Below are 25,080 nucleotides of genomic sequence, written 5' to 3'. Positions count from 1 at the left end.
TGTAGCGTGGGCGAAGTCGAAAGAGTGCATGGAACGTACAACTCAACGTTCGGCCACGACTTTCGACATCGCGTCGATGCGGCTTCCAAGGATAAACGTCGGGGATCCGGCGGGTCTTCTCAAGAAGGATCGACTCAGGAATCTGACGTCGTCGAACTCCATGATGTCGAAAAAGATGCAACGCCAGATGTCCCAATAGCCTCCCCAAAGTCGGACGGGTTAGACTTCAACGCGTGAATCTTGAGAGCAGTGTGACGGTAGGGTTGTCTAGAAACGTTCTCCGACGTGAGTCTGTTCCATCCCAGTGTAGGGACGGAATGCACCTATCCAGCGGCCGGTGATTTCAATGTCACCAACCATCCCCTCGCCGCACTGAAAGAAGACGGGCTCGGCACATTCGTACTCTAAGGAACCTTCAGTCGGACTGAGAACCCGCACATAGTAGCGCAACTTGTCCTGAAACTCGAACGATGACTCGTCAGTGATGAGGAGCCCGTTCTTGTCAATCGCAAACCGGGCGATTATTCGCGAGCTCGCGTGAACGAGGCGAGCCCCTTGGTTCTTGTTCTTTTCCTGGAAATAGCCGTAGAGCAACGTCCCGATGCTGATCAGAATCCCGCCGAAAAACATAACGATCGCGACTGGGATATAAACCCCGACGCCAATATCATTAACCTTGTCGGTTATGGGATCACGGGTCAAGGTCGCCCGATGAACGCTAGCGGAAGTAAGCGCATAGCCGACGACCAACGACGAAACAGAAACGAGTGCACCGAACAGTACGCCGCATCCTACGGCGTACTGTTTCCGCTTTTCTCGCTCTTCGGTGGTCACCCAGCGCATGACGTCACTTGTAAGACGTGATCAGATTAGGCAATCGTTCGCGAAGGACTTGCATGACCGGGCTGAATTAGATCGGCGACGCCGAAAGACCTACGTAGGTCATGAATCGCGACTCTCGCACGGTGGCCAATTGACTCCTGGCCGTTGATCAGCTCGATGAAGAATCCATCATCTGTCCAGCCAATCGAACGGTTCACGTTTTCAAATGCAGACCTTCTCACGTTCACCTCGATGACCTGAGACCGGCGATAGTTCATCAGCTCTTGGTCAAAGACTTCGAGGGTTCCGCTGGTGATCTCATACTCGTCGTACTCAAAATCGAAATTCGCTCGGATATAGATTCCGCGTCGAATTTCGTGCTCGAGTTCCTCAACGCTTTCGCCGTCGAGGCCGATCAGGGCTTCGACAACCGCGGGATGGGCTTCGACGAAGAAGGCATTCCCTGGCTCTCCACGTCGATTCCGCATTTCGCGCTCGATCATGAGACTGAGCGTCTCCTTCGAAGCGATTCGACCGACACCAAGGCACATCGGGCAGATTTCCGTGATTTCTTGAGTCACCGATTCTCCGGTGCGCTTTCGAGTGAGTTCAAGAAGCCCAAGGGACGAAATCTTACCGATCCTGGTTCGGGCGCGGTCGCGCTCCAGCCCAGCCGAAAAGTGGTCCATAACCCTCTTCTTAGCGGCGGCATCTTCCATGTCGATGAAGTCGCACACGATGATTCCGCCCATATCGCGAAGGCGAAGCTGGCGAAGGATTTCGTCCGATGCCTCCATGTTGGTCTTGAGAATGGTGTCAGACAGTCCACCTGAGCCGCCAACGTGCTTTCCGGTATTTACGTCAATTGCGGTCAGTGCTTCCATTTCGTCGATGACGAGATAGCCGCCGCTCTTGAGCGGAACCTGGTGCTGCATGATACGATCCAGTTCCTTCTCAATCCCCTGGAACTCAAAGATCGGCTCTTCACGGTCATACAGCTGAATCTTGCTCACCATCGCCGGTGCAACGGCCTTGGCGATGATGTGAACCTTCTCGTACTCGTCAGGGTCATCAATCACCATTCGAGTGATCGACTCGCCGAACACATCTCGCACAGTTCGGAACAAGAGGGTCTGATCGCGGTGCACGCAGGCCGGTGCTCGCTCGCGCTTGGCAACCTTGGTCACTTCTTCCCAAACGTGCACGAGATACAAAACGTCTGCGCGAAGCTCAGCTTCGGTGCGACCTTCGCACTCGGTCCGCATGATGAGGCCAAAACCGTCAGGGCAGATCTTTTCGCCGATCTTCTTCAATCTCTCTCGCTCTCGTCGATCTTCGATCTTTCGGCTAACGCCGACGCTCCCGGTTTCTGGCATTAGAACAACTGCGCGTCCTGGGAGGGAGATTCGGGTGCTAACCCGAGCACCTTTGGTGCCTCGCGGCCCCTTGGTGACCTGCACCATGATCTGCTGACCAGGCTTGAGCAAGTCCTTGATCTTGCGGCGGCGAAGCTCGGAGCGACGCACCGCGGCCGGCGAGTTGTCGCTTCCCTCTTCAGGGAGAACGTCGGCAATACTCAGGTACGCATTGCGCTCCAGGCCGATATCAACAAATGCGGCATCCATTCCCGGAAGTACGTTCTGGACAATGCCCTTGAAGATCGAGCCGACGACGCGTTCTTCGCGCTCGACACGGAACTCCATGAGTTTTCCGTCCTCGAGTAGGGCGATGCGAGTCTCTCGGTTTGCGACGTTAACGATGAGTTCGCTACTGCGAACTGCGCCGTTGGAAGGGGTGGAAGAAGCTAAATCTGTTTTGCGACGGCGCGGAGCTCGTACGCTTGGTTTTTTGGGAGCGGCCATTTGTTTGGTCCTAAGCGGTAGAAACTGTAGTTTACCGGGTTAGGGCGTTTTGAGTGTGCGCACTCAAGACTTAGTACAGCCAGCGTTTGAACAGGTCGTGCGAAACCGCAATGACCGCCAGATTTCGAGCCGTCTCGCCGGTCTTAATTGCCGCACCGACTTCGGACTTGATTTCGTCATGATGTGACCAGAAGTCGCGAACTGCGATGTCTTCGTTATCGATCAAAGCCCGAACGTAATCACGGGCATCCTTTCGCCCAAATTCAATTAGCAACCACTCAATCGAAGTTGCATGATCGAACAGAGGGGCTTCAAAGTCGAATATCGCGCGGCGAAGCTGATTCGGAGCATCCAGAAGCTCCATAAACGGCAGGACGTCATTTCGAATCGTATGGAGCAGCTCGCGCAGAGCGTCTTCGGTTGCGACATTCCAGATGTCGTGGGAGGGCACCTGCTGGGTCAACCCAATGTTCCCGCTCACCAGAACGATCGGAGGGCGACCAGCACCCAGCCAATAGCGTTCTCGAACCTCGCGCAAACCTTCATGACAAATATGAAGCTCCAATGAAATCGGCAAGTACGCGCCTCGGATGGCGTTCGGGCCGAGCTTGAGCAGGATTTCTTCGCGTAAAGGCGGCGTTCGCCGCTCAAGAAGAGGCAGCCCACCATTGCGAAACAGTTTGAATTCAGATCGCTCAAGCGACCCGCCAATGAAGTGGGCAGCAGCCTGAAATCCGCTATCGATGCTTAGAGAGCCTGGCTCGCCGAGGTCGCGCACAAAACTGGGAATGTCAATCGGCGTGTTCCAAGCCTCCTCAAATTCTGCGAGTGTCCGTAAGCGGCGTTGAACGATTCCGAACATGGTCAGGCCTGTGAGGGGGTCGCGGCGGTTTCGCTAAGGCGGAAGCTGTCCAGCGCTCGCTTGCGCATCCAGATGGTCGCCCAAGTGTCATGCACGCAGACCCGCTCCGTCCCAACGACTTGCGAGCCACCTGAGATCGTGCCGACGGTTGCATCGCTCACCGCAACTCCGCCGACTGGCGATTCCTTCTGCAAGTGCGCCGCTATGTCGATGACGCTAGCGAAGTTGATCGAGGTGACGTCACCGCTCTTCGGCGCAACAACCTCACCGGTGTGGATTCCGGCCCGAAGAGCCAGCGGGACGCCAAGTTTGTTTCGCAACGCATTAAACTCGACCATTCCGGTCTGGATCTGTTTTGCGGCATTGAATGCACTTTGAGCATGGTCAAACGCAACCGTCACGCCGTCTCCTGCTGTCGAGTGAACGCGGCCGCCGTACTTCTCAACTACACGCTCGACGTACTTGTGATACTCGTTGAACGTGAACTCGACCGCAAGATTGTCCGCCCCGATCTTCATCTTTGTCGAACCAACAACGTCGAGCGACAGGAAGGTGATCGTCTGCGAACCCTGGCGAAGTTGGTCTTGAAGATCAACGAGCTGCTTCAAGAGCTCTTGTCTAGCCTCAACGCCTTTCGTCGCCTGCGTCGAATTCTTCCCTTTCTGGTGAGTGACCGCGTGGGCCGCGATTCCGACGACCGCCCAAAGTGCCGCCCAGAGAATGATCAGCGGAGGCGTGTGGTGCATGTCCCCGATGAAAAAAACTAAACCAAAAACCGCACTCATCAAAAAGCTGGTTGCGCCAAAAATCAAACCCGAACCCGCACCCGCTTTCTGGGTCTTCGTGATCGTCGAGTTATAGATCGCTCCCGCGATGAACAGATATGCCAGCGTTTGAAAAACGCCGTACTGGGAGTTCAGAGCCGGGTTGGAGGTGAGGTCATCTAGCTTCTCGCCGAGGCGCCAAAACAGAGCAGTAAATGTGCCGAGTACTCCAGCCGAAACGTATCGCCGAGTGTCGTTTTCTAAAGCGAAGTATTGCGAGCGAAGGTTATCCGCGAAGTTCCGAGCTTTCCGAACGCTCTTATCCTGCTCAAGAAACTTCAAGTATTCCGGAGCGACGCCGGTCGCTTCGGCGATGGCCTCATACTCGTCGGCCTCCAGAGCCTCGCCTTTCGCCTCTCGGAGGCGGTCAGCAAGCTGCATTGCCTGGAGCACGACCGGGTCGCGCATTAACTCGCGCGGGTCAGCATTCACCGGAAGCAACTGCTCAGGCACGCCTTGATTGTACTCCGCATAACGAAAATCCTCCACTCAAAACAATACGAGACCGGAAGAGTCTTCCGGTCTCGGTTGTGGCTTTGATTGAGGCTTTAGCCTACGGAACGGTGCAACCTTCAGCGACCAGGAACGGATCGATAGGAGCGCCGAGGCTGTTGGTCGCGGTTGTCGGAACAACCAGGATTGGATTGGTGAGGTAGTAGTCCGAAGCGGTCAAGCTAGTGGTGGTCGACAAAAGCGGCTTGCAGAGCTGCGAGACACCGGTCAGTCTGTACTGAGTTCCTGCCGTGCTAATACTCTGTGCGACAACCACTCCAGACGAATTGCGATTATCCAAATAGCTGGGACGTACAGTGGTCAAGGCAGTCATCGAGTTGAACTGGATCAGCCGGAAGAACGAAGCCGAGAGACTGTCATTGACGATTTGGAATCGCTGCGCGGCTCGTGGAAGAGCGGCTCGGAACGAACCGTCGTATGTCGACTGGGCGATACCCACGTAGTCGCCGTTGATGTCAAAGAAGTAGATGAAAGCATCTTGTACTGGAAGTCCAGTCCCCTGGTTCAACAACATTCCGGTAACGCGGGTTTCTCGACCCTTGATTGCGTACTCGGTTGAGTATTCAACACCGTTGTAGGTAGCCGAGACCAAATAGGTAGAAGGGGTTTGCCGCGATGCCGCGTCGTACACACCGGTGTTCGACAAAGTGCCGAAAGTGTTCGTGGTGTCTGACGTGCGCCAATCGGTTGCCGAAAGAACAACTCGCTCTCCAGAAGACGTGTAACCAACCATTTGGAAGCGAACTTGCTCGCCAGTTCGGATGTTAAGAGGATCGCCATAAACCGGGAGCGTCGCGACCGAGCCGAACCCTGGTGAGTAAATCATCTCAACTTTTGGAGTCGTTGCAATTGTGACTCCTCCGCCGCCAGTTGATCCTGTCGTCGTGGTCGTTGAGGTTCCTGCACAAGCCACGAGCAGGAGTCCAAGCAGACATACACCAAATGAGCGCAAATGCTTCATTGCGCCTTATTATGCCAAGTCCCTGCAGCTTTGTGTAAGGGTTATCGAAACTTTTATGAACAACCGTTTGGCGGAGGAGGCGGAAAAGTTGGAGAAGCTTGGTAAATCGCGATGTCGGTAATGAGTGGACTCGTCACTAAGTTGGTCAATGTGGGAAGCGGCGCAACGCATCCAGAGATCCCTGGGGAGTAGTCCTTGCCGTTGTATGCAAACTGCCGGATGTAATAGATCAAAGTCGGGTCAGCAATCGAGAAGTCCACGCTGAACTTCTTCGCAGTGGTTGGAAGACTCATTCGAATATAGCCATCCGCGCCGCTCAACCCGGTTGCAACGACATTTGCCGCCGCATCGATTGCCTGAATCTGGAGCTTGCTGGCACCCTGCCCAGTCGTCAATCTGATTCTTCCCGTGATTACGGCTTGGGGTTGCACCACTCGGACGCCTGTCGTAAACGTCAATCCGTCTGCGGTTGCGGTAGCTATTCCCGTGCTCGATGATGCGGTTCCTGAGCCTGTATACGTTCCATCGGGTGCCAATGTACCTCCCGGTGCACCAGACAAGGACCAGTTGTTCACGTTCAAAGTAATGCGCGGATTCCCTACGACCCCACCATCGATTGCCGTAATCCGAAACTTTACTCGTTCGCCAACGAAGATATTCGTCGGGTCAATGATCGCATTCGTTGATTCAAGACGAACTTCCATGCGTAGCGAACTGAAGGGGCCAACACCACCGAGGTTGTCGTCAGTTTTGGGACCGCCGCCTCCACAGGCGAGAAGGACAACGCACAAAAGCGCGAACATGACTCGGGTGATGGTGCTCATTTCTTCTTAACCAGTTCGCTAGACCACAAATAGGGCGCGAGCTCTCTTAACGTTCTCTCGATAAAACCGTTCTCTGATGGTACGACAATTTTTGTCGAATCTGCGTCAATCGCAAACTCGGCGATGGTTTGGAGGCAGATTCCGCAGGGCCAACCGTGATCGGGAGTGTGTACGGCAACGACTTGGATATGGTGATCGCCCGCGGTTCGCATATGAGCAATTGCGGTTCGCTCGGCACAAATTGTTGCTCCGTAGGAGATGTTTTCGATATTCGCGCCGGTGAAAACTTCGCCACTCGCGGTGAGGATTGCCGCTCCTACTTGATAGTTGCTGTAGGGTGCGTAGGCCCGTCTGGCAGCCTGTTCGGCTTCAGCTAGGAGTTCAAGCGAAGTTGGCAATCGTCACTCCTTGACCACCCTCAGTTGGGTCGCCGTCGCGATAGCTCTTCACATCTCGATGCTGTTTCAAGTAGTCCTGCGTGATCTGACGAAGGATTCCCTCGCCCTTTCCATGGACGATTCGGACAAACGGGGCGTTTCCGAGGATTGCTTCGTCGATGAATTTCTCAAGAATTCTGATCGCTTCTTCGGCGCGTTGGTTCCGTAGCGTGATCTCGGTGGTGACGTTGAAGGTCTTCTCGATATTCACCTTGCCCCGGCTAACATGGGTCGGTTTGGGTTTTTCGACGGGGATGAGTTTTCGAATGTCGACTTTCATGCGGATAGCCCCAATTTGAACCTGAACGTCCCTTCCAGTCGGCTCGTCGAGCAACGTTCCGTTCTGCTGGAAGCCGAGAACCTGGACGGTGTCACCTTTTCTGAGTTGCGCCTGGGTGGTTGTCGGTTTCGGTTCACTCTTGAACTTCTTGCTGAGATCCTTTCCTAGCGAGTCGAGGGCTTGCAGGTCCTTTTTCGCCCGCTGGATCGCATCTGGGTTGCCGCCATGCTTTTTGAGCCGGTCGATAATGTCGTCGCTCTGAATCCGGATTTCTCTCAGCGTCGATTCAATGGCGTCGTGGGCCCGCTCATTGGCTCGCTTGCGGATGTCTTCGGCATCTTTGAGCTTTCGTTCCGCTTTCGCTTCGAGCTCTTTCAGCTCCGCCGCGCGTCGGTCAGCTTCGCTCTGGGCAGCGCGGGCTTGCTTTTGGCTGTTTTCAAGTTGTTGGAGCATCGCCGCGATGTCCTGGGCTTGCTCACTCAGACCCGCTTTGGCTCGTTCGATGATGTGCGGCGCGATGCCGTATTTTTCGGCGATCTTTAGCGCTTGGCTGGCGCCGGCAGCTCCCAGGATGAGTCGATAAGTTGGCCGGAGCGACTTCTGGTCAAACTCCATGCTTGCGTTCTGGAACCCTTCAGCCTCAAAGGCAAACGCCTTTAGTTCGCCGTAGTGGGTGCTCGCGAGCAACGTGGCGCCTCGTTGCGCAAACTCTTCAAGGATTGCGCGGGCTAGAGCCGCGCCTTCTGCCGGATCCGTCCCTGCCCCGGCTTCGTCCAACAAAACAAGCGCGCCTGATTCAAGGTTGTTCAGGGCACTTGCGATGTTCTTGAGGTGGCCGCTAAAAGTCGAAAGCGACTGCTCAATCGACTGCTCGTCCCCGATGTCTGCCCAAAGCTGGGTGAAGTGTCCAAACTCAACGTGCAAGGCCGGGGGCAGCAGCCCACACTGGAGCATTGCCACGAAGAGCCCGACAGTCTTAATACTCACCGTCTTTCCCCCAGTGTTCGGGCCAGTGATCAAGACGCTATTCCCTTTTCCAACCTGGATATCGAGCGGGACCACTTTTTCGGGGTCGAGAAGCGGATGCTTGCCGCCCTGAATCCTAATGAAATTTCCTCCTTTACGAATCGGCAACGCCGCCTTCATCTCTGCGGCGAGTCTTGCTTTCGAGAAGATTAGGTCGAGTTCCGCAAGGTGAACTAGCGAGCCGCTGGTTGCCTCGGCGATATGAGCGACTTTTCGACTGAGCATCGTAAGAATCGCCTTCTCTTCCTCGCGCTCTTCGGCGTCGATTTGCCTTGCTTGGTTTGTAGCCGCGATAACGTCGTCGGGCTCAATGAAGAAGGTCGACCCAGTCGCGCTGCTGTCGTGAACGATTCCTTTGATCTTGCCCTTATGCTCGGCTTTGACGGGAACGACATAGCGTCCTTCGCGGACGGTGTAGATCGGATCGCTGAGATACTCCCTGGCCCTGCCCGTTGTGTAGGCTGTGATTCGTTCAATAATTCGGGCGTGCGCCCCCTTCTTCCGGCTTCTTATGTTCGCGAGAGTGGGAGTTGCATCGTCGACGATGGTTCCGTCGCCGTCCAGGCAATAAAGTAGCTCTTGCTCGACTTTTTGCTCGGGGCACAGTCCGATCGAGATCTCCTTCAAATTCGGCTTCTCCAGGTGCTCCAGGTGGTCCTTCATCGCTCGAATCGCTCCCAGCGCAACCCCAATCTGGTGAAGCTCCTGCCCGCCGAGCATTCCACCCTTGCTTGCTCGTTTCAGCGCATCGCGGCAATCCGCAACTCCGTAGAGCGACGGAGGTGGAGCGGTTCCGAGAAGATCGTAAGCCTCTCGGGTCTGATCGAGCAGCTTCCAGATCTTTCCTTCTTCAAAGTCCGGAGTCAGTTCGAGCGCCTCCGCCCGACTCAACGCGGTTTGGCAATGCGCAGCCAGGCGATCCCTGATCGCCGGAAATTCGAGGATTCGCAGAGCTCGTATTTCGCGCATTGTTCTGGTTTGGAGTGCGGAAACTTGTTGCCGCTTTTCCACAGTACGAGCTCTGCTCGGCGTGGAGAATGGTGCTTGCTTCCGACCGCGATGAATCGCTGGGATGGAAAGCGGGAACAAGTTTCCGCACTCCAGACACGATCTCGCACGTTAAGTATGATAGACAAATGGTTTCTACGCTTCTTTTCGCCGCTCTTCTCAGCCGTCCCGTGCTTGTCGAAACCATCGAAGCGAGCGAGGACGTATGGGTGTATTCGCATGCCAGCGATCCCGGTGGAGACTCGGCTCTTCGGATTTTCGGAAACGGAGGCAACGCCGTCGCGGCCTCAGCCGGTGACCTAGAATCGTTCAGCTACGGCTATCTAAAGTTCGATGTTTCGGCCGTCGCAAAAGACAAGAAGCTCGCCTCTGCAGAACTGGTACTGACCCCTGCGGGCAAGCCCGCAGTTGACCCTGCAGCAAAGGATTGGCCTCTGGAGGTTCGACCTCTTGTCGGCACTTTCTCAGAAAAGACTTGGGGCTTCGAGATGGCGGGAGAGGTCAAGCCATCCGCGAAATCCCTTTATGGTTCCGGGGTGATCAAAACCACAACTGCCGATGACACATTCGAAATCCGCATCAATCTCCTTGGCGAAAAATCAGCTTTCGCAAACGATTTTGCAAAGCTAACCGACAAACTCTTCGTCGCCCTCACCTCCAAGTACGATGCAAGCGAGCAAGGGATGAAGGGGATGTACAAGGTGTTCTCCAAAGACAACAAGGAGCGCGGTCTGCGCCCAAGGCTCGAGATCAAGTTCGCAGATTAGTTTGGAATTGGTAGGTCTCTTGGCTCGGTAAGCAGTTCAGAAGCCCACGATGCCAGTCGGGACTAAATTGTTGTGAACGGCCCCCTGAGCAACCTCAGGCCATTGAGGATAACTAGGAGGGTGGAGCCTTCATGTCCAATGACAGCGATCGGAAGAGGCAATAGGCCAGCCAGCGACGCTGCTGTCAGGCATGCGATGACTCCGCCGCCGATGATGAGATTCGCGAGAACAATTCCATTCGTTCGTCGCCCGAGAGCGATCAGCTCGGGCAAAGCCTCGATCCGGTCATTCATCAGAACAATATCGGCAGCGTTCAGCGCAATATCGCTCCCTAGGCCACCCATAGCAATGCCTACCCAAGCCTGAGTCAAAGCTGGCGCATCGTTGATTCCATCACCGACCATGGCGACCTTGTAATCCTTGCTCAGCATGTCTATGATTTCTAGCTTGTCGCCCGGCATAAGCGCGGCGTGGAAATCCTTGAGTCCGACTTCCTTCGCAATGGCCTCCGCGGTGCGCGGGTGGTCGCCGGTCAGCATAGTCATGCTGGTTATCCCTTGGCCGCGCAGTTTCTCTAGAGTTGCGATCGCGCCCTTCTTGAGGCCGTCTTTGAATCCGAGCGCCGCCATCTTCTCATCGACCGCTAGAGCCGCGACAGTCCAACCCCTCGCCTGGATCTCACCAAAGTGGTTGCGGAAGTCGTCGGTTGGCTTCAAACCCGTCTGTTCAATCAACGAAAGCTGCCCAATTAGGACCCGTTTCCCGCTAATGGTCGCTCGAATCCCTTCACCGGGAATGACCTCTATTGTCTCAGCAATCGGAACTTTCGTGCCCGCCGGAACCGACCGACGGATGGCATGTCCAACCGGGTGCTCACTCTGTGCTTCTGCCGAAGCAGCGTACGCCAAAATCTCAGCCGCCTCCGCCGAGAACTCTCCGTTTCCGCCCCAACAGACTTCGCTCCCATTGCATTCCACATCACATAAGCAAATCTCCGTCAATTCTGGGCGCCCCTGAGTGAGCGTTCCGGTTTTATCAAACGTAAAAGCTGTTACCTGTCCCATTCGCTCAATCATCTCGCCTCCCCGAATCAAAAGGCCATGACGGGCTGCCCAAGTCATTGCGCTCAACGTAGCCGCTGGCACGCTGATCACCAGCGCACACGGGCTCAACGCGACAAGCAAGGTCAAGGACTGGTAGCTTGCTTCTCTTAATGGGAGCTTTAGGACAAACAGGCGGAGGAGAAACACGGCAAGACTCGCAATCAAAACGAACCAGGTGTACTTCTCACCAAACCATTTACTGACTCTTTCACCACTCGCCTGGTTGCCCTGAGCCTCGGCGACGAGGTCAACGACCTTCTGAAGCGTTGAATTTTTAATGGTTGAAGTTGCGCGATACTTCAGCCCGAACTCCAAGTTTCTCGCTCCTGCAAGAAGCTTTTCCCCTGGCTTAACCGGCACAGGGATTGATTCTCCAGTCAGGGCGGAGGTGTCTACGCTTCCGATTCCGTCCGTAACTTCACCATCCACCGCTACCGTCAAAAAAGCGGGAAGTAATAGCTCATCACCTAGTACGATTTCCTCAACAGGGATCTCGATCTGAGCGCCATTTCGGATCGCGATGGCTGTGGCTGGGCGCAAGCGAACGAGCGCATCAATCGCTCCTTTCGTTTTTGCCATCGTAAGATCTTCCAGTGCCTTGCTCAGCGAAAACAGAAAAAGCAGAACAGCTGCCTCACCGGGTCTTCCGAGCGCGATTGCTCCAACCGCCGCCAAGATCATCAGGAACTCAACATCGAGCTTTCTCGCTCGAACGGTCGTCCAAGCCGCGGGAACCGATTCAATTGCTCCAAGAAGAATCGAAATGTAGGCGAGCCATCCAAAATTCGGGACAAAGCTGAGTAGTAGAAAGAGCAGTGCCCCAATAGCGAGTTGAATTTGGCGCGAGGCAAAGAAGCTCATCTGGATTCAATTATGGAGGTGTTACTGCTTCAACGAACTCAAACTGCATGAAATCAGGACAGCGCGAAGCAGGTATAACGACCAAGCCCCCAGCTTTGGGACCCGTGGAACACAACGGGAAGGGGTCAGGTCATTAAGCCTGAGAATCATTGGATGAGGGTTTTATTCATTTCAGCTGAGGTTGCGCCGTTCGCCAAAGTCGGCGGACTTGCAGACGTTGCAGGCGGTTTGCCGAAGTCTCTAGTCAAACAAGGCGTTGACTGCCGCGTCATCATGCCACTCTACGAGATGATCAAGACAGATCCTCGCTGGTCGCTTCGCCAGCTAAAGGCAAGATTCGAAGTGCGAATGAACTCAGAGTGGACCCAGAGCGCATCCCTTTGGGAGTACGAGCACGACGGAGTACTGCACTACTTCATCGGTTGTGATCGCTGGTTCTCGAATGCAGTTGATTCTGCGACTCTCTACCAACCAGGCGGCGATCTCCATGCCTTCTTCGCAGCAGCCGTCTTCCGAGCTTGCGAAGAGCTGGATTGGATTCCGGAGGTCCTGCACGCAAACGACTGGCACACCGGATTCGTCCCTGTTCTACTCCGAGAGCGAGCCGCACCGGCATGGGCGAACACCGCTTCGGTCTTCACGATCCATAACCTTGCCTACCAAGGCGAATTCGACATAGACGCCTTGGACTGGCTCGATCTGCCCCACCACCTCTTCAACTATCATCAAGTCGAAGCCTGGGGACGGGTCAACTTCCTGAAAGCTGGAATGGCGTTTGCCGAGAAGGTGAACACCGTTTCTCCGACTTACGCAGCACAAATTCAAACGCGCGAGTATGGGGCTGCGCTTGAAGGAATGACCCAGTTCCTTGCCGACAATGGACGGCTGTCTGGAATTCTAAACGGTATTGACACTTCAGTTTTTGACCCAGAGAATGACACCGACATCGTCGCATCCTACTCGGCCGCTGCGCTGGCAGGCAAGGATGTCTGCCGCCTTGAACTTCTAAAGGAAGTTGGCTTACCGATTCAAGATCAGGCACCCGTTTTCGGAATGGTCTCTCGTCTAAGCTCGCAAAAGGGCTTCGATATCCTCCTTGATGCCGCACCCGAAATCTTCTCGACCGGTGCACAACTCGTCGTTCAGGGACTCGGCGAGCCTGGGATAGTGCGCGGTTACGAGGCTCTTCAGGAGCGCTATCCTACTCAATTCCGGCTCCTCAACGTTTTCGACCCATCTCTTGCTCAGCGCGTCTACGCTGGCTCCGATGCCTTCCTGATGCCCTCGGCATTTGAGCCCTGCGGCCTCGGGCAGATGATCGCCATGCGCTACGGTACAGTTCCCGTCGTCCGCCAAACTGGCGGACTCATGGACTCCGTGTTCGAAGGAATCAATGGATTCACTTTCGCCCACAAGTCTGTGACGGAGTTAGTCGCGACGTGCCGACGAACCGCTGAAGTCTTCAATGACAAACCTCGCTGGGCGGAGATTCAGCGTAACGGAATGGAAGCCGACTGGGGCTGGGACACGTCGGCGGCCAAGTATGTCGAGCTATACTCCCAAGCCGTCCGCACCCGAGCTGGCCACGTCATGAGGTAATTTTTCCTTCGCGGTTTCGCACCCAGCCAAGATAGCCTGCTCGCCGAATAGGGGAACTTTGGGTGGCAAGACCCCATTCAGCTTCATTTGTTGCCGCCCGAACTCGCTCGGCCAGCGGCATCAAAAAGTCGCTTTCCGATGTCAAGTCAGCCCGCAACGGCTGAGAAGATCGAGGCTGGTTAAACGGACAAACCTCCTGACAAACATCGCAGCCAAACAGCCACCCATCCGTATCGGCGGTCAGATCTCCTCTATTTTCGATTGTCTGGTAGCTGATGCAGCTCCGAGAATCCACTTGGTAGCGATCCCCTAGTAACTTGATCGCTCCAGTTGGGCAGGCGTCAATACATGCCCGGCAGCTCCCGCATCCGCCGACGCTGGGCTCATCAAGCTCATAAGGAACTGTCGACAAGAGCAATCCTATGAAGAACCAACTTCCCCGCTTCGAGTCAATGAGCATCGTGTTCTTTCCGAACCAGCCGAGTCCAGCCAGACTCGCATACGCTCGATCTAAAATCGGAGCAGAATCTATGCATGCCCGCTGTCGACTTTCCGGGTGATCCTGCTCAATCCTGCGAGCCAAGCGGTTCAGCTTCGAGCGCAAAACCTTATGGTAATCACGCCCGAGCGCATACCGCGCGATCTTCCCTTCTCCAGGAGGCGGCGGCTGGTAATAGTTCAGAGTCACCGCGATGACCGACTCGCACCCTTCTAGCAGGTTCTCAGGATGCTGCTTCAGCGCCTTGTGGTTCTCCAGGTACGCCATGTCCGCACCAAACCCTTCAGCAAGCCAAGCATGGTACGTTGCCAACGCTTCAGGAATCGGCAAAGCGGGCGCAACACCAACCGTCGAAAAGCCAAGCTCCAGCGCGCACGCTTTTACGGTTTCGCTACTGATTCGCTCCATGGCTGACCCTCGATGACTTCCGAGAGTTTGACCCACTGGGCCTCGGTAAGTTCAAATCCCCGGGCATTTTCTGTCAGTCCCGCTGCTTCGACCGCCGCCTGAACGACCGGTCGATCTAGCCGAAAGGTTGCAGCGAGGCAGTTGATCAGCGTCTTTCGAGGTTGACTGTGACCTGCTCGCACCACCTTTTCAAACGCCAACGGAAGGTCCACTTGGCGCGGAATCATCCTCAGAACCACCGATTCCACCTTAGGAGGCGGCATAAACGATCCCGGTGGGACCTTCAACAACTTCGTGATTTCGAACTGAGTCTGAAGCATCACGCTCAGCGCGCCGCGCTCTCGCTCGCCCGGCCCAGCAACAATCTTGATGCCAACTTCCTTCTGCATCATCAGAACTGCAACGTCAAAGCAATCGCGTATCCCCGCGAACCGCTCTAGCAACGGTCCGGTGATGTAATACGGCATATTCGAAACAAGCGCCCGCGGATGCGGAGTAGTGGCGAGCAGCTCGCGCATATCCACCTTTAGCGCATCCCCATGTATCGCCGCGCAGGATGGTGCTGAATCGGCAAGCAAAGCAATCATGCGCTCGTCGAATTCGACGGCGACCATCTGCTCGGCTCTTTTCGCCAAAAATGAGGTTAGAATTCCTGGACCTGGACCGACCTCTAAGCAGGTTTTGTAAGACCCTGCCGCATCCACGATGCCCTTAACAACGCTTGGGGCGCACAAGAAGTGCTGCCCCAAACTCTTGTCGGCACTGATGCCGTGCTTCCGAAGGAAGCCAACAAGCTCGCCACGATCGGCGAGATTCACTTTTTACCGAGGACGTGGACCTTTACGGTCTTGCGTCCGAACTGGTAACACTGCGCTACCGAGTTCATACAGAGGTCAATTCGATTTCCACGGATTGCACTACCGGTATCGGCAGCATAGGCAAAGCCATAGCCTTCGACGAATAGGATTGAACCTAGCGGAATCACGCGTGGATCAACGGCAACAATGCCATAAGTCGGTCGAATGCCCAGTGTAGTCGTTCCTGACCACTTTCCGTTGGAATGTGGGCCCGGATCGTAAGCCGAAGCTCGCATTGAGAGCACCTTCTTTGGCTTAAATGTTCCGGTTCCTCGGCTAGCATTATAGCCTCCGTTACCAAGTCGGTAAGTGGTAGGCACAGCGTCGATCTTCTCTTCTCGGATCAACTCCTTCCCGACGATCTTGCCATCCTTCTTCATGAGCTTGAAGACCTTAGTGATGGAACCGTCTTTACCATCGCGTACTTTGACCATACGCCCGAGTCCTACCTGACGGCTAAACTCGTATACCGTTTCTGATTTCAGAGACTTCGTCTCCGAGATCGTTTCAATACCTTCCTCTTTCGGTTGTCCTGCGTAAGCGAACATTGCGCCTACCAATCCAACCAGCAATAAACAAACCCTTTGTGGGGAGTTGTGCATTCGGGGTCACCTCCTACAGCATGACTACACATCAACGGGGTCCGGCGGGGAGTCGACCCCAATACGGACAAAACGACGATAACACAATCATTTTGGCATACTCGCCGCCCGTCTTTACTTGGGGGTTCAGGTTGGGTTGAACCTAGAATTTGCGTAGACAGGAAATAACAAAAAAGCTACGATTTCGGATTTTTATTTCGATAACTCGTCATATTATCGACAAACAAGAACTGATGCGCTACCCCTGCGAGAGCCCCAAAACGGTCTCGAAATGCCTTTGTTGCATAGTCATATTTTGTCTTCGTTAGGGCCGTTCCGTGCCAGTTTGGATAGTAGATTTTGGTCAGCTGTTGCCAGATGTGTGTGTCAACAGGCACGGCCTCTTGGTGGTCAAATGCAAACAGGCAAATACAGTCTGCAAGCTTAGGACCTACCCCAGGAAGGGTCAACAGATAGTCACGAGCCACGCCATATTCCTCTGACTTAAGCTCTTCCAAGAGCCGGTCGCCGCCGTCTGATTCCAGCCGTTTCGCCACTTGGGGAATTGACTTTCCTCGATATCCAAAGCCTTCTTGCCGAAGAATTCCTTCACCGATAGAGGCGATTTGGTTTATGGTCAGGAACGGAATTGAAGCGAGTGACGGGGTTGACGGGAGATTCCGCGCTTCAGAAAGTTTCCAAACCATCGAGGTGATGCGCGAGAGGTGGTTATTGGCCGAACACAGGAAGCTGAAAAGAGTCTCGCGGGCACATACCGGACGCATCATCCGCATTCCAACCAAGTTTTTGAGGGAGGGCTCAAGTTCAGGGCCCAACCTAACGATATCTTCGAGCTTCCTTCCGTGGTCCTCATCGAACCTCATCAAACCCTTGAAGACTTTGTGATCTTGGTTGGATCGAACATGCAAAACTTCGTCGACCTGCTCGACCAGGTGTACGTGATCACCATCATAAATCGCCCAACCGTCACCGTTAGGAAGCCAACGAAACATCTGGCCGCTTCGCGCGATTCGATCTAGGTCAAGGCGACCGTCGGTAACCGTGATTTGGAAGTTTTGCATGTCGGCTAGGGATGAGATTCTGGCTTTGCTGAGGGGAGCATCGTCAAATACTCATCCTCAGTCAAAACCGTGATCCCAAGCTGTTCCGCCTTCGCGAGCTTCGACCCCGCCCCTGGTCCGGCGACCACGTAGTTCGTTTTCGCCGAAACCGACCCGGATGCCTTACCACCGAGCTTCATCACAGTTGCCTCGGCATCCTCGCGAGTGAATTTTTCAAGTTTTCCGGTGAAAACAAACGTCATTCCGGCAAACTGGTCGCCGGTCGGAGCCTCCGCTTCCACCGGGCTGACTCCTGCCGCGAGCAAATCGTCGATGAGCTGCTGGTTGTCCTCATCGTCGAACCATAGTTCGACTTGAGATGCTGTCTTGGGACCGAACCCATCGATGCTAACCAAATCATCGTAGTGAGCCCGGCGAAGAGCCTCAAGGGTGCCAAAAGCCCGCGCAAGGTCCTGCCCGCCGCGCTCACCGACCTCTGGGATTCCGAGCGCAAAAATCAGCTTTGGCAGGGGGCGAGTTTTGGATGCTTCAATGGCTGAGAGCAAGTTGTCTACCGACTGCTCACCCATTCGGTCAAGCTCGATCAGCTCGGCTCGATGCGAATGAAGACGATAGATCGAAGCAACGTCGGTCAGATAACCCAGTTCGAGGAACCGCTCGATTTGCTTCTCGCCAAGGCCATCGATGTCCATCATTTTGCGACCTACAAAGTGCGCTAACGAAGTGCGAATCTGCGCCGGACAGCCTTTGGAATTCGGACACTTCAAGAAGACCATCCCTTCAGGTCGCACAAGCGGCGTTTCGCAAACGGGGCAACGAGTCGGCGGCTTAGGTTCGACGGAATTCTGCGGCCGTCGGGAAAGGTCGGGGCCGACGACTTCTGGGATAACGTCGCCAGCACGCTGGACAATCACCCAATCCCCCTCGCGAACTCCACGTCGGGCGAGGTCATCGTAGTTATGCAGGGTCGCTCGGGAAACCGTCACACCCCCAACAAAAACTGGTTCAAGCTCCGCCACCGGAGTCACGTTCCCAGTCCGCCCGACTTGAAGCGAAATCTGGTTGAGCTTCGTAAATGCCTGCTCCGCGGGGAACTTGTAAGCTATGGCCCAGCGGGGACCGCGAGCCGTGAACCCAAGGTCCTGCTGAATCTGACGATCATCGACCTTGATCACCACTCCGTCGATGCCAAAAGGCAACGACGGGCGCTGAAGTCCAATGCGCTCAATGAAGCGAATCACATCTTCGATCGAACCACAAAGAGATGTCTCGGATCGAGTTGGAAACCCCCAGGACTTGACCGTCTTAAGCGTACTGAACTGGGAATCAGGAAGCGCGACACCATCGGCCAAGCCGATGCCGTACGCAAAAAAGTTCAGCTTTCGTTCGGCAGTGAGCCGGCTGTCCAGCTGTCGCAGCCCGCCGGAGGCGGCATTACGCGGATTGACGAAAAGCTGCTCGCCCCGGCTCCGCTTGGCCTCGTTGAGTTCGGCAAAAACGGACTTCAGCATGACAACTTCACCCCGAACTTCAATGCGTCCGGAAGCCTGTCCCCGAAGCCGGAGGGCAACCCCGCGAATGGTTCTGGCGTTTGTAGTGACATTTTCGCCAGTGACTCCGTCACCGCGAGTGGTCGCGATGACCAGTAAACCGTCTTCGTAGGTCAACGACAATGATGCTCCGTCGAACTTAAGCTCACACAGATACGAGATCGCTCGCCCCGCGACTTTGACATTTTTCTCGTCCCAAGCTCTCAGCTCGTCGGCCGAGAATGCGTTATCCAAACTGAGCATCGGCACCGCATGACGATGCTGTATGAAGCTGGCCAGCGGCGCTACTCCCACGCGCTGGGTATGCGAATCCGTCGTCCGAAGAACAGGATCGACTGCCTCGAGATCGACCAACTCACGAAACAGAAGGTCGTATTGCGTATCAGAAATCGAAGGCGAATCAAGCACGTAATAGCGATAGTTGTGCTCTTCGAGCTCACTTCGCAAGAATGCGGCACGTTCGGCGGAATTCATGCCGATATGCTACCGACTAGCCTTCCTTTCCGGCGACTTCTAAAATCTTTGACTGAACAAATATCGGTGCCGCAAAGCGAGTCGCGACGGCAATCGCGTCGGACGGCCGAGCATCAATCATGAACTCTTCGAGGCCACGTAAAAGGTAGATCTTGGCGTAGTAGACCTCACGCCACAGGTCATCGATGACCACTCGTTCCACCGTCGCCCCAAGGCGGTCGATCACGTTGCGGAGCAAGTCGTGGGTCATTGGTCGATCAGGGACTTCGAGTTCAAGCGCATCAAGGATTGCCTTCGCTTCCGGAGTCCCAATGCTGATCGGGAGTCGAATCTCTCCATCGGTTAGAACGATGTACTGATGTGGCGAGCGATTGATCTCGGTTTCATAGAGACCCTCGATCTGCACTTCAATCGGCTCGGTGATGTCAACAATCTCCGGTTGATCGAAGACCTGCTCCGCAAAAAACTGCGGAGGGCTAGTTAAATCGTCTCCCGAATTGCCCTCGATATGCTCTGACATCGCTTCCTCTATTCTATGCCCTTTTTGGGTTAAGTGTGCTGGCTAAATCAAAAACAAGTCGTTCGATCGTATCCATTCCGCTAAAAGATGCACCCATACCCTTAAGCCGCGAGTCCGCCTCGGAGAGGTGTTGCATAGCCTGTCCAATCTGACTCAGGTTCAAGTTCCTCGCAGATCGCATCACCGAATTGCGCTGATAATCCGAGATGCTGGTGATATTTGGCTTGTTCGGGAAGGTGTTCACTAGCTCGCCTGGCCGATCTGGCGTGACTCCGGCGTCCAAGCAAAGCCGCCCTTGATAGAGGAGCCGAAGCTGGCGAGAAATGAGAGGAAAGAGCTGCCCAAACGCAACATCCTCGACCTTGCCTTTGTTGGAAAGGATGATCTTGAGCTGCTTCAACGACTCCGGAACATCGCCCAGCACCATCGTGTCGATCATTCGCCAGATGTTCCACTCTCGAGAAGCAACGACAATACTTCGCACATCGCTCTCAGAGATCTGATCGTGCGCCGCGAAGAGCACGAGCTTGTCCAGCTCCTCATAGGCTCTGCTAACGCTTCCACCAACCATTTCGGTAAGGAGTTCAAGGGCTTGTGGATGAATCGTTTTTCCGCGTTTGGCAACTTCGGACCGAATGTCTTCCTTCGCCTTCTTAGGGTCAAGCTCGAAGCTGAATACCGCTCCACCAGCCTGGGTGATCAATTTCTCAAATGCTTTCTTCTTCGCTCCGCCCTTACGGTCGTCTCCCGTTGTGTCTTCTTCAAGAACGAGTACAAGCAGCGCTGTCTCCGGAAGCGCCTTTAGACTTTCACCCGAGATTTCGTCTGGTTTGGCCTTGGTGGCGTTCTTAACAACCACAATTCGGCGAGGAGCCAGGAATGGGATCGTGCCGGCAGAGCCGAGCCACTCACTCGGCGAACTCGAATCCCCGCTCAGGTGCTGGAGGTCATAATCGTCTTTCTCTAGGCCTGCGCCTGCGATCAGGTCTGTGATTGCTCGACGAATCAGCAACTCCTCTCCACCCGATATCCCGATGACGCGGTTTTGAAGGACTTTCGGGATGTTAAAACTCATTTCTTTGCCGCGCGAAGTTGCTTAGCAAAGTTTGTCACGTCGGCTTGGAGCTTTGCCACTTGTTCCTCACTTGGTGCCGTTCGCGAGAACATTCGGTTCGTGAATTCTCGTCCGATCTCAGCGGCGGCCCCTTTGTGCTCACCCAATTTCTCTCCAACTCGATCGAGATACTCTTGAGTAGTCTCACTGAGCAAGCGGCGCTGACCGGTGAACCGCCAAAGATTGCTTACGAAGATGAGATAACTGCGGTCCATCTCGGCTCGGACAACTTCCGGAGTTCGGGGAGCGGTTTTCGCCTTGTACATGGCGATGCCACCAATCGCAAGTGCTACTACAATCAGGCCGTTCAGTATCCAGCCCAGGATTTGAACGAACGTCAATCCGTCGTTCTCGCTATGTCGCCGGTCGCCACCTGGAACAACATCCGCGCCAACAGTTGCATCGAACGGCACCCAACCAACCCCCTCGAAAAAAGCCTCAGCCCATGCGTGACGATCTGACTCAAGAAGAATCTGGGTTCCCACAGAGTTGACGTTGAGGGGATCGCGAAGGTAGCCAATGGTGTATCGGCAGGGGATCCCGACGGCTCGTGCCATTTGCACAACCGATGTGGCGAAAACATCGCAGTAACCTTCGCCTTTCTCGAAGCACGCGTATTCGGCTGGATCCTTCCCAGCTGGAGTAGGTTCGACTTTCGTGTTGTACTTGATGAGCCGACTGACCGCCGCGCGAATACTCTCCATCCGCTCCGCATCGCTCTTAGCCCCTTTGGTGACCTCTTTGGCCTTTAGAACGAAACGTGGGGACAGGTTATCCTTCGAGACGTTTTCGATCATCATGCCCGTCACTCGTTTGGGAACCATCGCACCTGGCTTGGGGTCGACGACATCGAATCGAACGTTTCCAGAATAGACGCTTATCGACGCGGCTACGCCGACGCCGTCCGACGAGGGAACGACGCCCCTTGGGTGTTGGATAATCGGGCTGTTCCCCGCCTGCGGAATCTCGGAGGTGGGAATCAGCGACGTGATATCAATCACCTGGGACCGGTACTCACTCGGAGGAGTGCCTGGGGACTGGTTGGGCGTTTTGAGTCTCTGTGTCAGCTGGGGGTCTCGTTGATCAAGTGCTTTCCCGGTTGACGTATCAAAGACTTCATCTTGGGACACCGAGGGCACCCGTTGCCATAGCCGACCGTTCCAGCGGTTGTACGTTCCGACACGCAGATAATCAGGGACATCCCCTCTGACTTCGAAGTAGGGACGGTTCGTGAGGTTGACTCCCCCGGTTCCGACACGTGCGGTTTCCTGGTTCGCAACCGCAGAAGTAGGGAGGCGGCTCGCGGCACTGCGAATAGTCGGCTGGCGAACCGCGATCAGCCCCGCTATAGGCTTAGCTCCTGCTTGGATCACCGGCGCTCCGAGGGCGGAAAGCAACACGATTATCAACGCCGAGCCGAGAGCCCATTCCGCACCGGCAGCCCAGCGCCATGGGCCTTCGCGCAGAACCTCCGACTGATCCATCGCCGAGAGCCGCGACTGAGAAAGATGATTAAAGTAGCCTGATTGAAGCGCCCTTGTCTGCATCTCGCGAGCATGTGCGCGAGCGAACATGATTGCAAAGCAGACCAAGAAGATGAAGAACAGAACCACAACCGGTCGAAAAGTGTCGTAGCACCCCACGAATCCGAACATCGCCAAGGCAGGAACCAAGTGGAAGATCAGCGTTCCATCCCGCCAAAGGAAAAAGGTTCCGAACAGGATCATCCAGTAGAGCCAGCTAGAAGGCATCAACTCTCGAGGAAAGGTTCCTTCCTCGAAGACTACACCGTTGATAAATCCAACTCCCAGAAATGCTGACCAAGCTGCCACGCAGTAGAGCGCGCCCGCAAGTCCAGTCCACTTCTTCTCGTACCCAATCGAGCGGGCAAGGAAGCTAAGAAGAGTTCCTACTGTGACAACTCCCAATCCCAGCACTGACACAGTGTTTGAACCTACCGCTTGGCCGCAAGACCAGGCGGCCAGAGACGACGCGATCCAGCTAATCAGGTAGTCGACGAAGTTCGCCGCGCTGGTATCTGTCCACCAGTTCTTTTTCAACCCGCCACCTCCGGCATCGATACAACGTGAGCCCCGGCTTGTCGATATGCCTCGCTAAATAGTGCTGCTGAATCGGATAGTCGCTTGGGATCGTATGCCGCAGCGTCATAAACCAAAACGACCACGCTCGCTCGACCTCTAAGTCTTTGTAGTGCCGAGACGAGCGATCCATCGTCAACAGAGACAAACACATAGAGCGTTGCTCCTGTTTCTAATAACGAGGCGGCTTCTAAAAGATCGGCTCCTAAGGTCGCAGGAGAATCCGCCATTAGGGTGCCAAGTAGCAAGGCGATCTCTTCTTTCCGCTCGGCCTCGCCTTTCATTCCGCGCTCCGCTTCCATCAGAGGAAAACTGACGCTGACACCTTGTCGGAGCATCTGCTCAGCGATGAACAAGGCATGACCACTTATGGCATCCAATGTCGAGACGTTGCCTTTACCCACATCTGAATTGCTTGATCGCTGGATCAAAAAGCTCGCGGCTCCTTGCGAACCTGCCTGAAACTCCTTGACCTGCAGAACCCCGGTTCGTGCGCTGGTACGCCAGTGTACGTGGCGTAGGGAGTCGCCGTAGGCATACTGCCGAATTCCTCTCGGCTCAATCCCAGCTCCGGCGGCTTGGCCAGAGATTGCTTCGTTGATCCCCCAACCAGCGGAGCTCGGTAGCTCAATCGAAACGGGAATCGGAAGCGGGACAACGACGATCTCGGTTTGCTCGGTCGGGTACTCAACTGTCTTCGTCGTGAGCCCAAGCGCATCGGTCGCAGTGACTTTGAGGTTCTTCCAGCGGAATCGACCGCGTTTGAGCGGGGTGAACTGATACATCGTCCGGACTGGTAGATCGAATGCCGGAGCCACTGGCAAGCTAGGGCCGACGCCGCCAGGGTGAAGCCGGGGCGGAAGATTATCGTCCACTGTCACCAGCGGGCGTTTGATCTTCCGCTCGCTCCAAAGGACGATCTCGACAGTGACGAGTTCGCCTACATGGACGCTTTTCGGGGCAATCCGTTCGATACGGAGCGCTTTCGTTGCCATGTTACTTTGGATGTGACAGGCTGCGAGCGTCGCGATTAGGGCGAAGCTCATGTAGAAAAGTGCAGGCGCGTTGATAAGGACGGCAACTATGCCCAGAAAGGCGGAAGCCCAACCTAGAGCTCGAGCTGCGACGCGACGCACTGGCTACCCCACCGGAAGCGGCGCGGTGACCGAATCGACGACCTGTTTCACGACTTCATAAGAGTCCATTCCTTTTGCCCGCAGCTCGGCTCTTGCAAGCACTCGGTGCCCCAAAACGTAGGGAGCGACTTGTTTCACATCGTCGGGTCGCACTGAGTCCGCACCCTGAATTGCGGCCTTGGCCTGAGCAGCTCGCATCAGGTGAAGAGTTGCCCGAGGTGATGCTCCCAGAAGGAGTTGGTTGCTATTGCGAGTTGCGCGAACAATATCGACGATGTAGTCCTTGATCATGTCATGGACGAAGGTTTGCCGAATCTCGGCTTGAATTTCTTTAAGCTCTTCGAGGGTCACGGCGGCAGAAACCGTTTCAATCGGACTGGCGGTCTGCTGAGCGCTTAGAACGGCTCGCTCGGCTTCGCGGTCGGGATAGCCCAGAGAGATTCGTGAGAAGAATCGGTCGAGCTGAGCCTCCGGCAAGGGGTAAGTGCCGGTCATCTCGACGGAGTTCTGGGTGGCGATAACAAAGAATGGTCGCGGAAGCATTCTGGTTTCTCCGTCAGTCGAAACTTGGCCCTCCTCCATCGCTTCGAGCAGTGCCGATTGGGTTTTGGGAGTCGCGCGGTTAATCTCGTCGGCAAGGACGACGTTGGCAAAGAGCGGTCCCGCTCGGAACTCGAACTCGGCTTCTTTCTGGTTGTAAATCGAGCTACCCGTTATGTCGGCAGGAAGAAGGTCAGGGGTGAACTGCACCCGACGGAATTCTCCACCAATGGTTCGGGCCATGGCTTTCGCCAAGGTGGTTTTTCCGACGCCCGGAACGTCTTCGATCAAAAGATGACCCTCGCAAAGCAAGGTCACGGTTGCCATCTCCACGGCGTCCCTTTTGCCGACCACGGCTTTCTCAATTTCGCGAACGATTCGTCGCGAGAAGTCTCCAATCCTTGCGCTTGCCATATCTCCCCAAACTGTATCTAACCCCTACGCTTTTGCCAGGTAGTTAGTTCAACAATT

At 55.1% G+C, this 25,080-nt stretch carries 22 protein-coding genes; 3 read left to right on the top strand and 19 right to left on the bottom strand.

All coding sequences use genetic code 11. The features are described from left to right. Positions 1-28 precede the first annotated feature (28 nt). Complete coding sequence (locus WCK51_06870) at positions 29-199, top strand: hypothetical protein (GenBank protein ID MEI7576596.1); 171 nt, start codon at positions 29-31, stop codon at positions 197-199. A 68-nt stretch (positions 200-267) separates the two neighbouring features. On the opposite strand, the gene WCK51_06865 is transcribed toward WCK51_06870, so the two are convergent. From WCK51_06865 to WCK51_06830, 8 genes are all read right to left on the bottom strand, one after another. Beyond that, the gene (locus WCK51_06865; GenBank protein ID MEI7576595.1) at positions 268-843 is read right to left on the bottom strand and encodes a hypothetical protein; all 576 of its coding nucleotides are present in this window, start codon (positions 841-843) and stop codon (positions 268-270) included. Positions 844-869: 26 nt separating this feature from the next. Next, complete coding sequence (locus WCK51_06860) at positions 870-2,684, bottom strand: Rne/Rng family ribonuclease (protein ID MEI7576594.1); 1,815 nt, start codon at positions 2,682-2,684, stop codon at positions 870-872. Positions 2,685-2,754: 70 nt separating this feature from the next. After that, a complete protein-coding gene (locus WCK51_06855) occupies positions 2,755-3,546 on the bottom strand; it encodes a hypothetical protein (protein MEI7576593.1) in 792 nt (263 codons plus the stop codon). Positions 3,547-3,548: 2 nt separating this feature from the next. Next, positions 3,549-4,823 (bottom strand): adenylate/guanylate cyclase domain-containing protein, encoded by a 1,275-nt coding sequence (locus WCK51_06850; protein ID MEI7576592.1) that lies wholly within the window; start codon positions 4,821-4,823, stop codon positions 3,549-3,551. A gap of 100 nt (positions 4,824-4,923) precedes the next feature. Next, positions 4,924-5,844, bottom strand: coding sequence for a hypothetical protein (locus WCK51_06845; GenBank protein MEI7576591.1), 921 nt, complete (start codon positions 5,842-5,844; stop codon positions 4,924-4,926). A gap of 53 nt (positions 5,845-5,897) precedes the next feature. Further along, complete coding sequence (locus WCK51_06840; GenBank protein ID MEI7576590.1) at positions 5,898-6,668, bottom strand: hypothetical protein; 771 nt, start codon at positions 6,666-6,668, stop codon at positions 5,898-5,900. Beyond that, positions 6,665-7,066, bottom strand: coding sequence for a cytidine deaminase (gene cdd, locus WCK51_06835; protein ID MEI7576589.1), 402 nt, complete (start codon positions 7,064-7,066; stop codon positions 6,665-6,667). Before cdd ends, WCK51_06840 begins: the two co-directional genes overlap by 4 nt. Further along, positions 7,050-9,380 carry an endonuclease MutS2 gene (locus WCK51_06830; protein MEI7576588.1) on the bottom strand — a complete coding sequence of 777 codons (2,331 nt, stop codon included), beginning with the start codon at positions 9,378-9,380 and terminating at the stop codon, positions 7,050-7,052. Before WCK51_06830 ends, cdd begins: the two co-directional genes overlap by 17 nt. Before the next feature lie 167 nt (positions 9,381-9,547). Here WCK51_06830 and WCK51_06825 point away from each other — a divergent pair, with 167 nt between their 5' ends. Next, positions 9,548-10,186, top strand: a complete 639-nt coding sequence (locus WCK51_06825; GenBank protein MEI7576587.1) for a hypothetical protein — start codon at positions 9,548-9,550, stop codon at positions 10,184-10,186. Positions 10,187-10,248: 62 nt separating this feature from the next. Here WCK51_06825 and WCK51_06820 read toward each other — a convergent pair whose 3' ends face one another. Continuing rightward, on the bottom strand, positions 10,249-12,150 hold the full coding sequence (locus WCK51_06820) for a cation-translocating P-type ATPase (protein MEI7576586.1): 1,902 nt from the start codon (positions 12,148-12,150) through the stop codon (positions 10,249-10,251). Positions 12,151-12,303: 153 nt separating this feature from the next. Here WCK51_06820 and WCK51_06815 point away from each other — a divergent pair, with 153 nt between their 5' ends. Beyond that, positions 12,304-13,749 carry a glycogen/starch synthase gene (locus tag WCK51_06815; GenBank protein ID MEI7576585.1) on the top strand — a complete coding sequence of 482 codons (1,446 nt, stop codon included), beginning with the start codon at positions 12,304-12,306 and terminating at the stop codon, positions 13,747-13,749. On the opposite strand, the gene queG is transcribed toward WCK51_06815, so the two are convergent. From queG to WCK51_06765, 10 genes are all read right to left on the bottom strand, one after another. After that, complete coding sequence (queG, locus tag WCK51_06810; protein ID MEI7576584.1) at positions 13,739-14,656, bottom strand: tRNA epoxyqueuosine(34) reductase QueG; 918 nt, start codon at positions 14,654-14,656, stop codon at positions 13,739-13,741. The two genes, WCK51_06815 and queG, sit on opposite strands and share 11 nt — an antisense overlap. Continuing rightward, positions 14,629-15,474 carry a 16S rRNA (adenine(1518)-N(6)/adenine(1519)-N(6))-dimethyltransferase RsmA gene (gene rsmA, locus WCK51_06805; GenBank protein MEI7576583.1) on the bottom strand — a complete coding sequence of 282 codons (846 nt, stop codon included), beginning with the start codon at positions 15,472-15,474 and terminating at the stop codon, positions 14,629-14,631. The genes queG and rsmA overlap by 28 nt, the downstream gene beginning before the upstream one ends. Beyond that, positions 15,471-16,061 carry a 3D domain-containing protein gene (locus tag WCK51_06800; GenBank protein ID MEI7576582.1) on the bottom strand — a complete coding sequence of 197 codons (591 nt, stop codon included), beginning with the start codon at positions 16,059-16,061 and terminating at the stop codon, positions 15,471-15,473. The genes rsmA and WCK51_06800 overlap by 4 nt, the downstream gene beginning before the upstream one ends. 230 nt (positions 16,062-16,291) lie before the next feature. After that, positions 16,292-17,176: a hypothetical protein gene (locus WCK51_06795; GenBank protein ID MEI7576581.1), complete on the bottom strand. Its 885-nt coding sequence runs from the start codon at positions 17,174-17,176 to the stop codon at positions 16,292-16,294. Positions 17,177-17,181: 5 nt separating this feature from the next. After that, the gene (ligA, locus tag WCK51_06790; protein ID MEI7576580.1) at positions 17,182-19,200 is read right to left on the bottom strand and encodes an NAD-dependent DNA ligase LigA; all 2,019 of its coding nucleotides are present in this window, start codon (positions 19,198-19,200) and stop codon (positions 17,182-17,184) included. 16 nt (positions 19,201-19,216) lie between these two features. Further along, the gene (locus tag WCK51_06785; protein MEI7576579.1) at positions 19,217-19,720 is read right to left on the bottom strand and encodes a bifunctional nuclease family protein; all 504 of its coding nucleotides are present in this window, start codon (positions 19,718-19,720) and stop codon (positions 19,217-19,219) included. Between the two features lie 13 nt (positions 19,721-19,733). Further along, positions 19,734-20,795, bottom strand: a complete 1,062-nt coding sequence (holA, locus tag WCK51_06780) for a DNA polymerase III subunit delta (GenBank protein ID MEI7576578.1) — start codon at positions 20,793-20,795, stop codon at positions 19,734-19,736. Beyond that, a complete protein-coding gene (locus WCK51_06775) occupies positions 20,792-22,894 on the bottom strand; it encodes a transglutaminase domain-containing protein (protein MEI7576577.1) in 2,103 nt (700 codons plus the stop codon). Before WCK51_06775 ends, holA begins: the two co-directional genes overlap by 4 nt. After that, positions 22,891-23,979 carry a DUF58 domain-containing protein gene (locus WCK51_06770; GenBank protein ID MEI7576576.1) on the bottom strand — a complete coding sequence of 363 codons (1,089 nt, stop codon included), beginning with the start codon at positions 23,977-23,979 and terminating at the stop codon, positions 22,891-22,893. Before WCK51_06770 ends, WCK51_06775 begins: the two co-directional genes overlap by 4 nt. A 93-nt stretch (positions 23,980-24,072) precedes the next feature. Beyond that, on the bottom strand, positions 24,073-25,023 hold the full coding sequence (locus WCK51_06765) for a MoxR family ATPase (protein ID MEI7576575.1): 951 nt from the start codon (positions 25,021-25,023) through the stop codon (positions 24,073-24,075). Positions 25,024-25,080: the final 57 nt, after the last annotated feature.

The organism is Armatimonadota bacterium (assembly GCA_037138755.1).
In the GTDB taxonomy this organism is placed as follows: domain Bacteria; phylum Armatimonadota; class Fimbriimonadia; order Fimbriimonadales; family Fimbriimonadaceae; genus Fimbriimonas.
The sequence above is the reverse complement of the archived record's forward strand: the minus strand, read 5'-3'. Positions and strand labels throughout refer to the sequence as shown.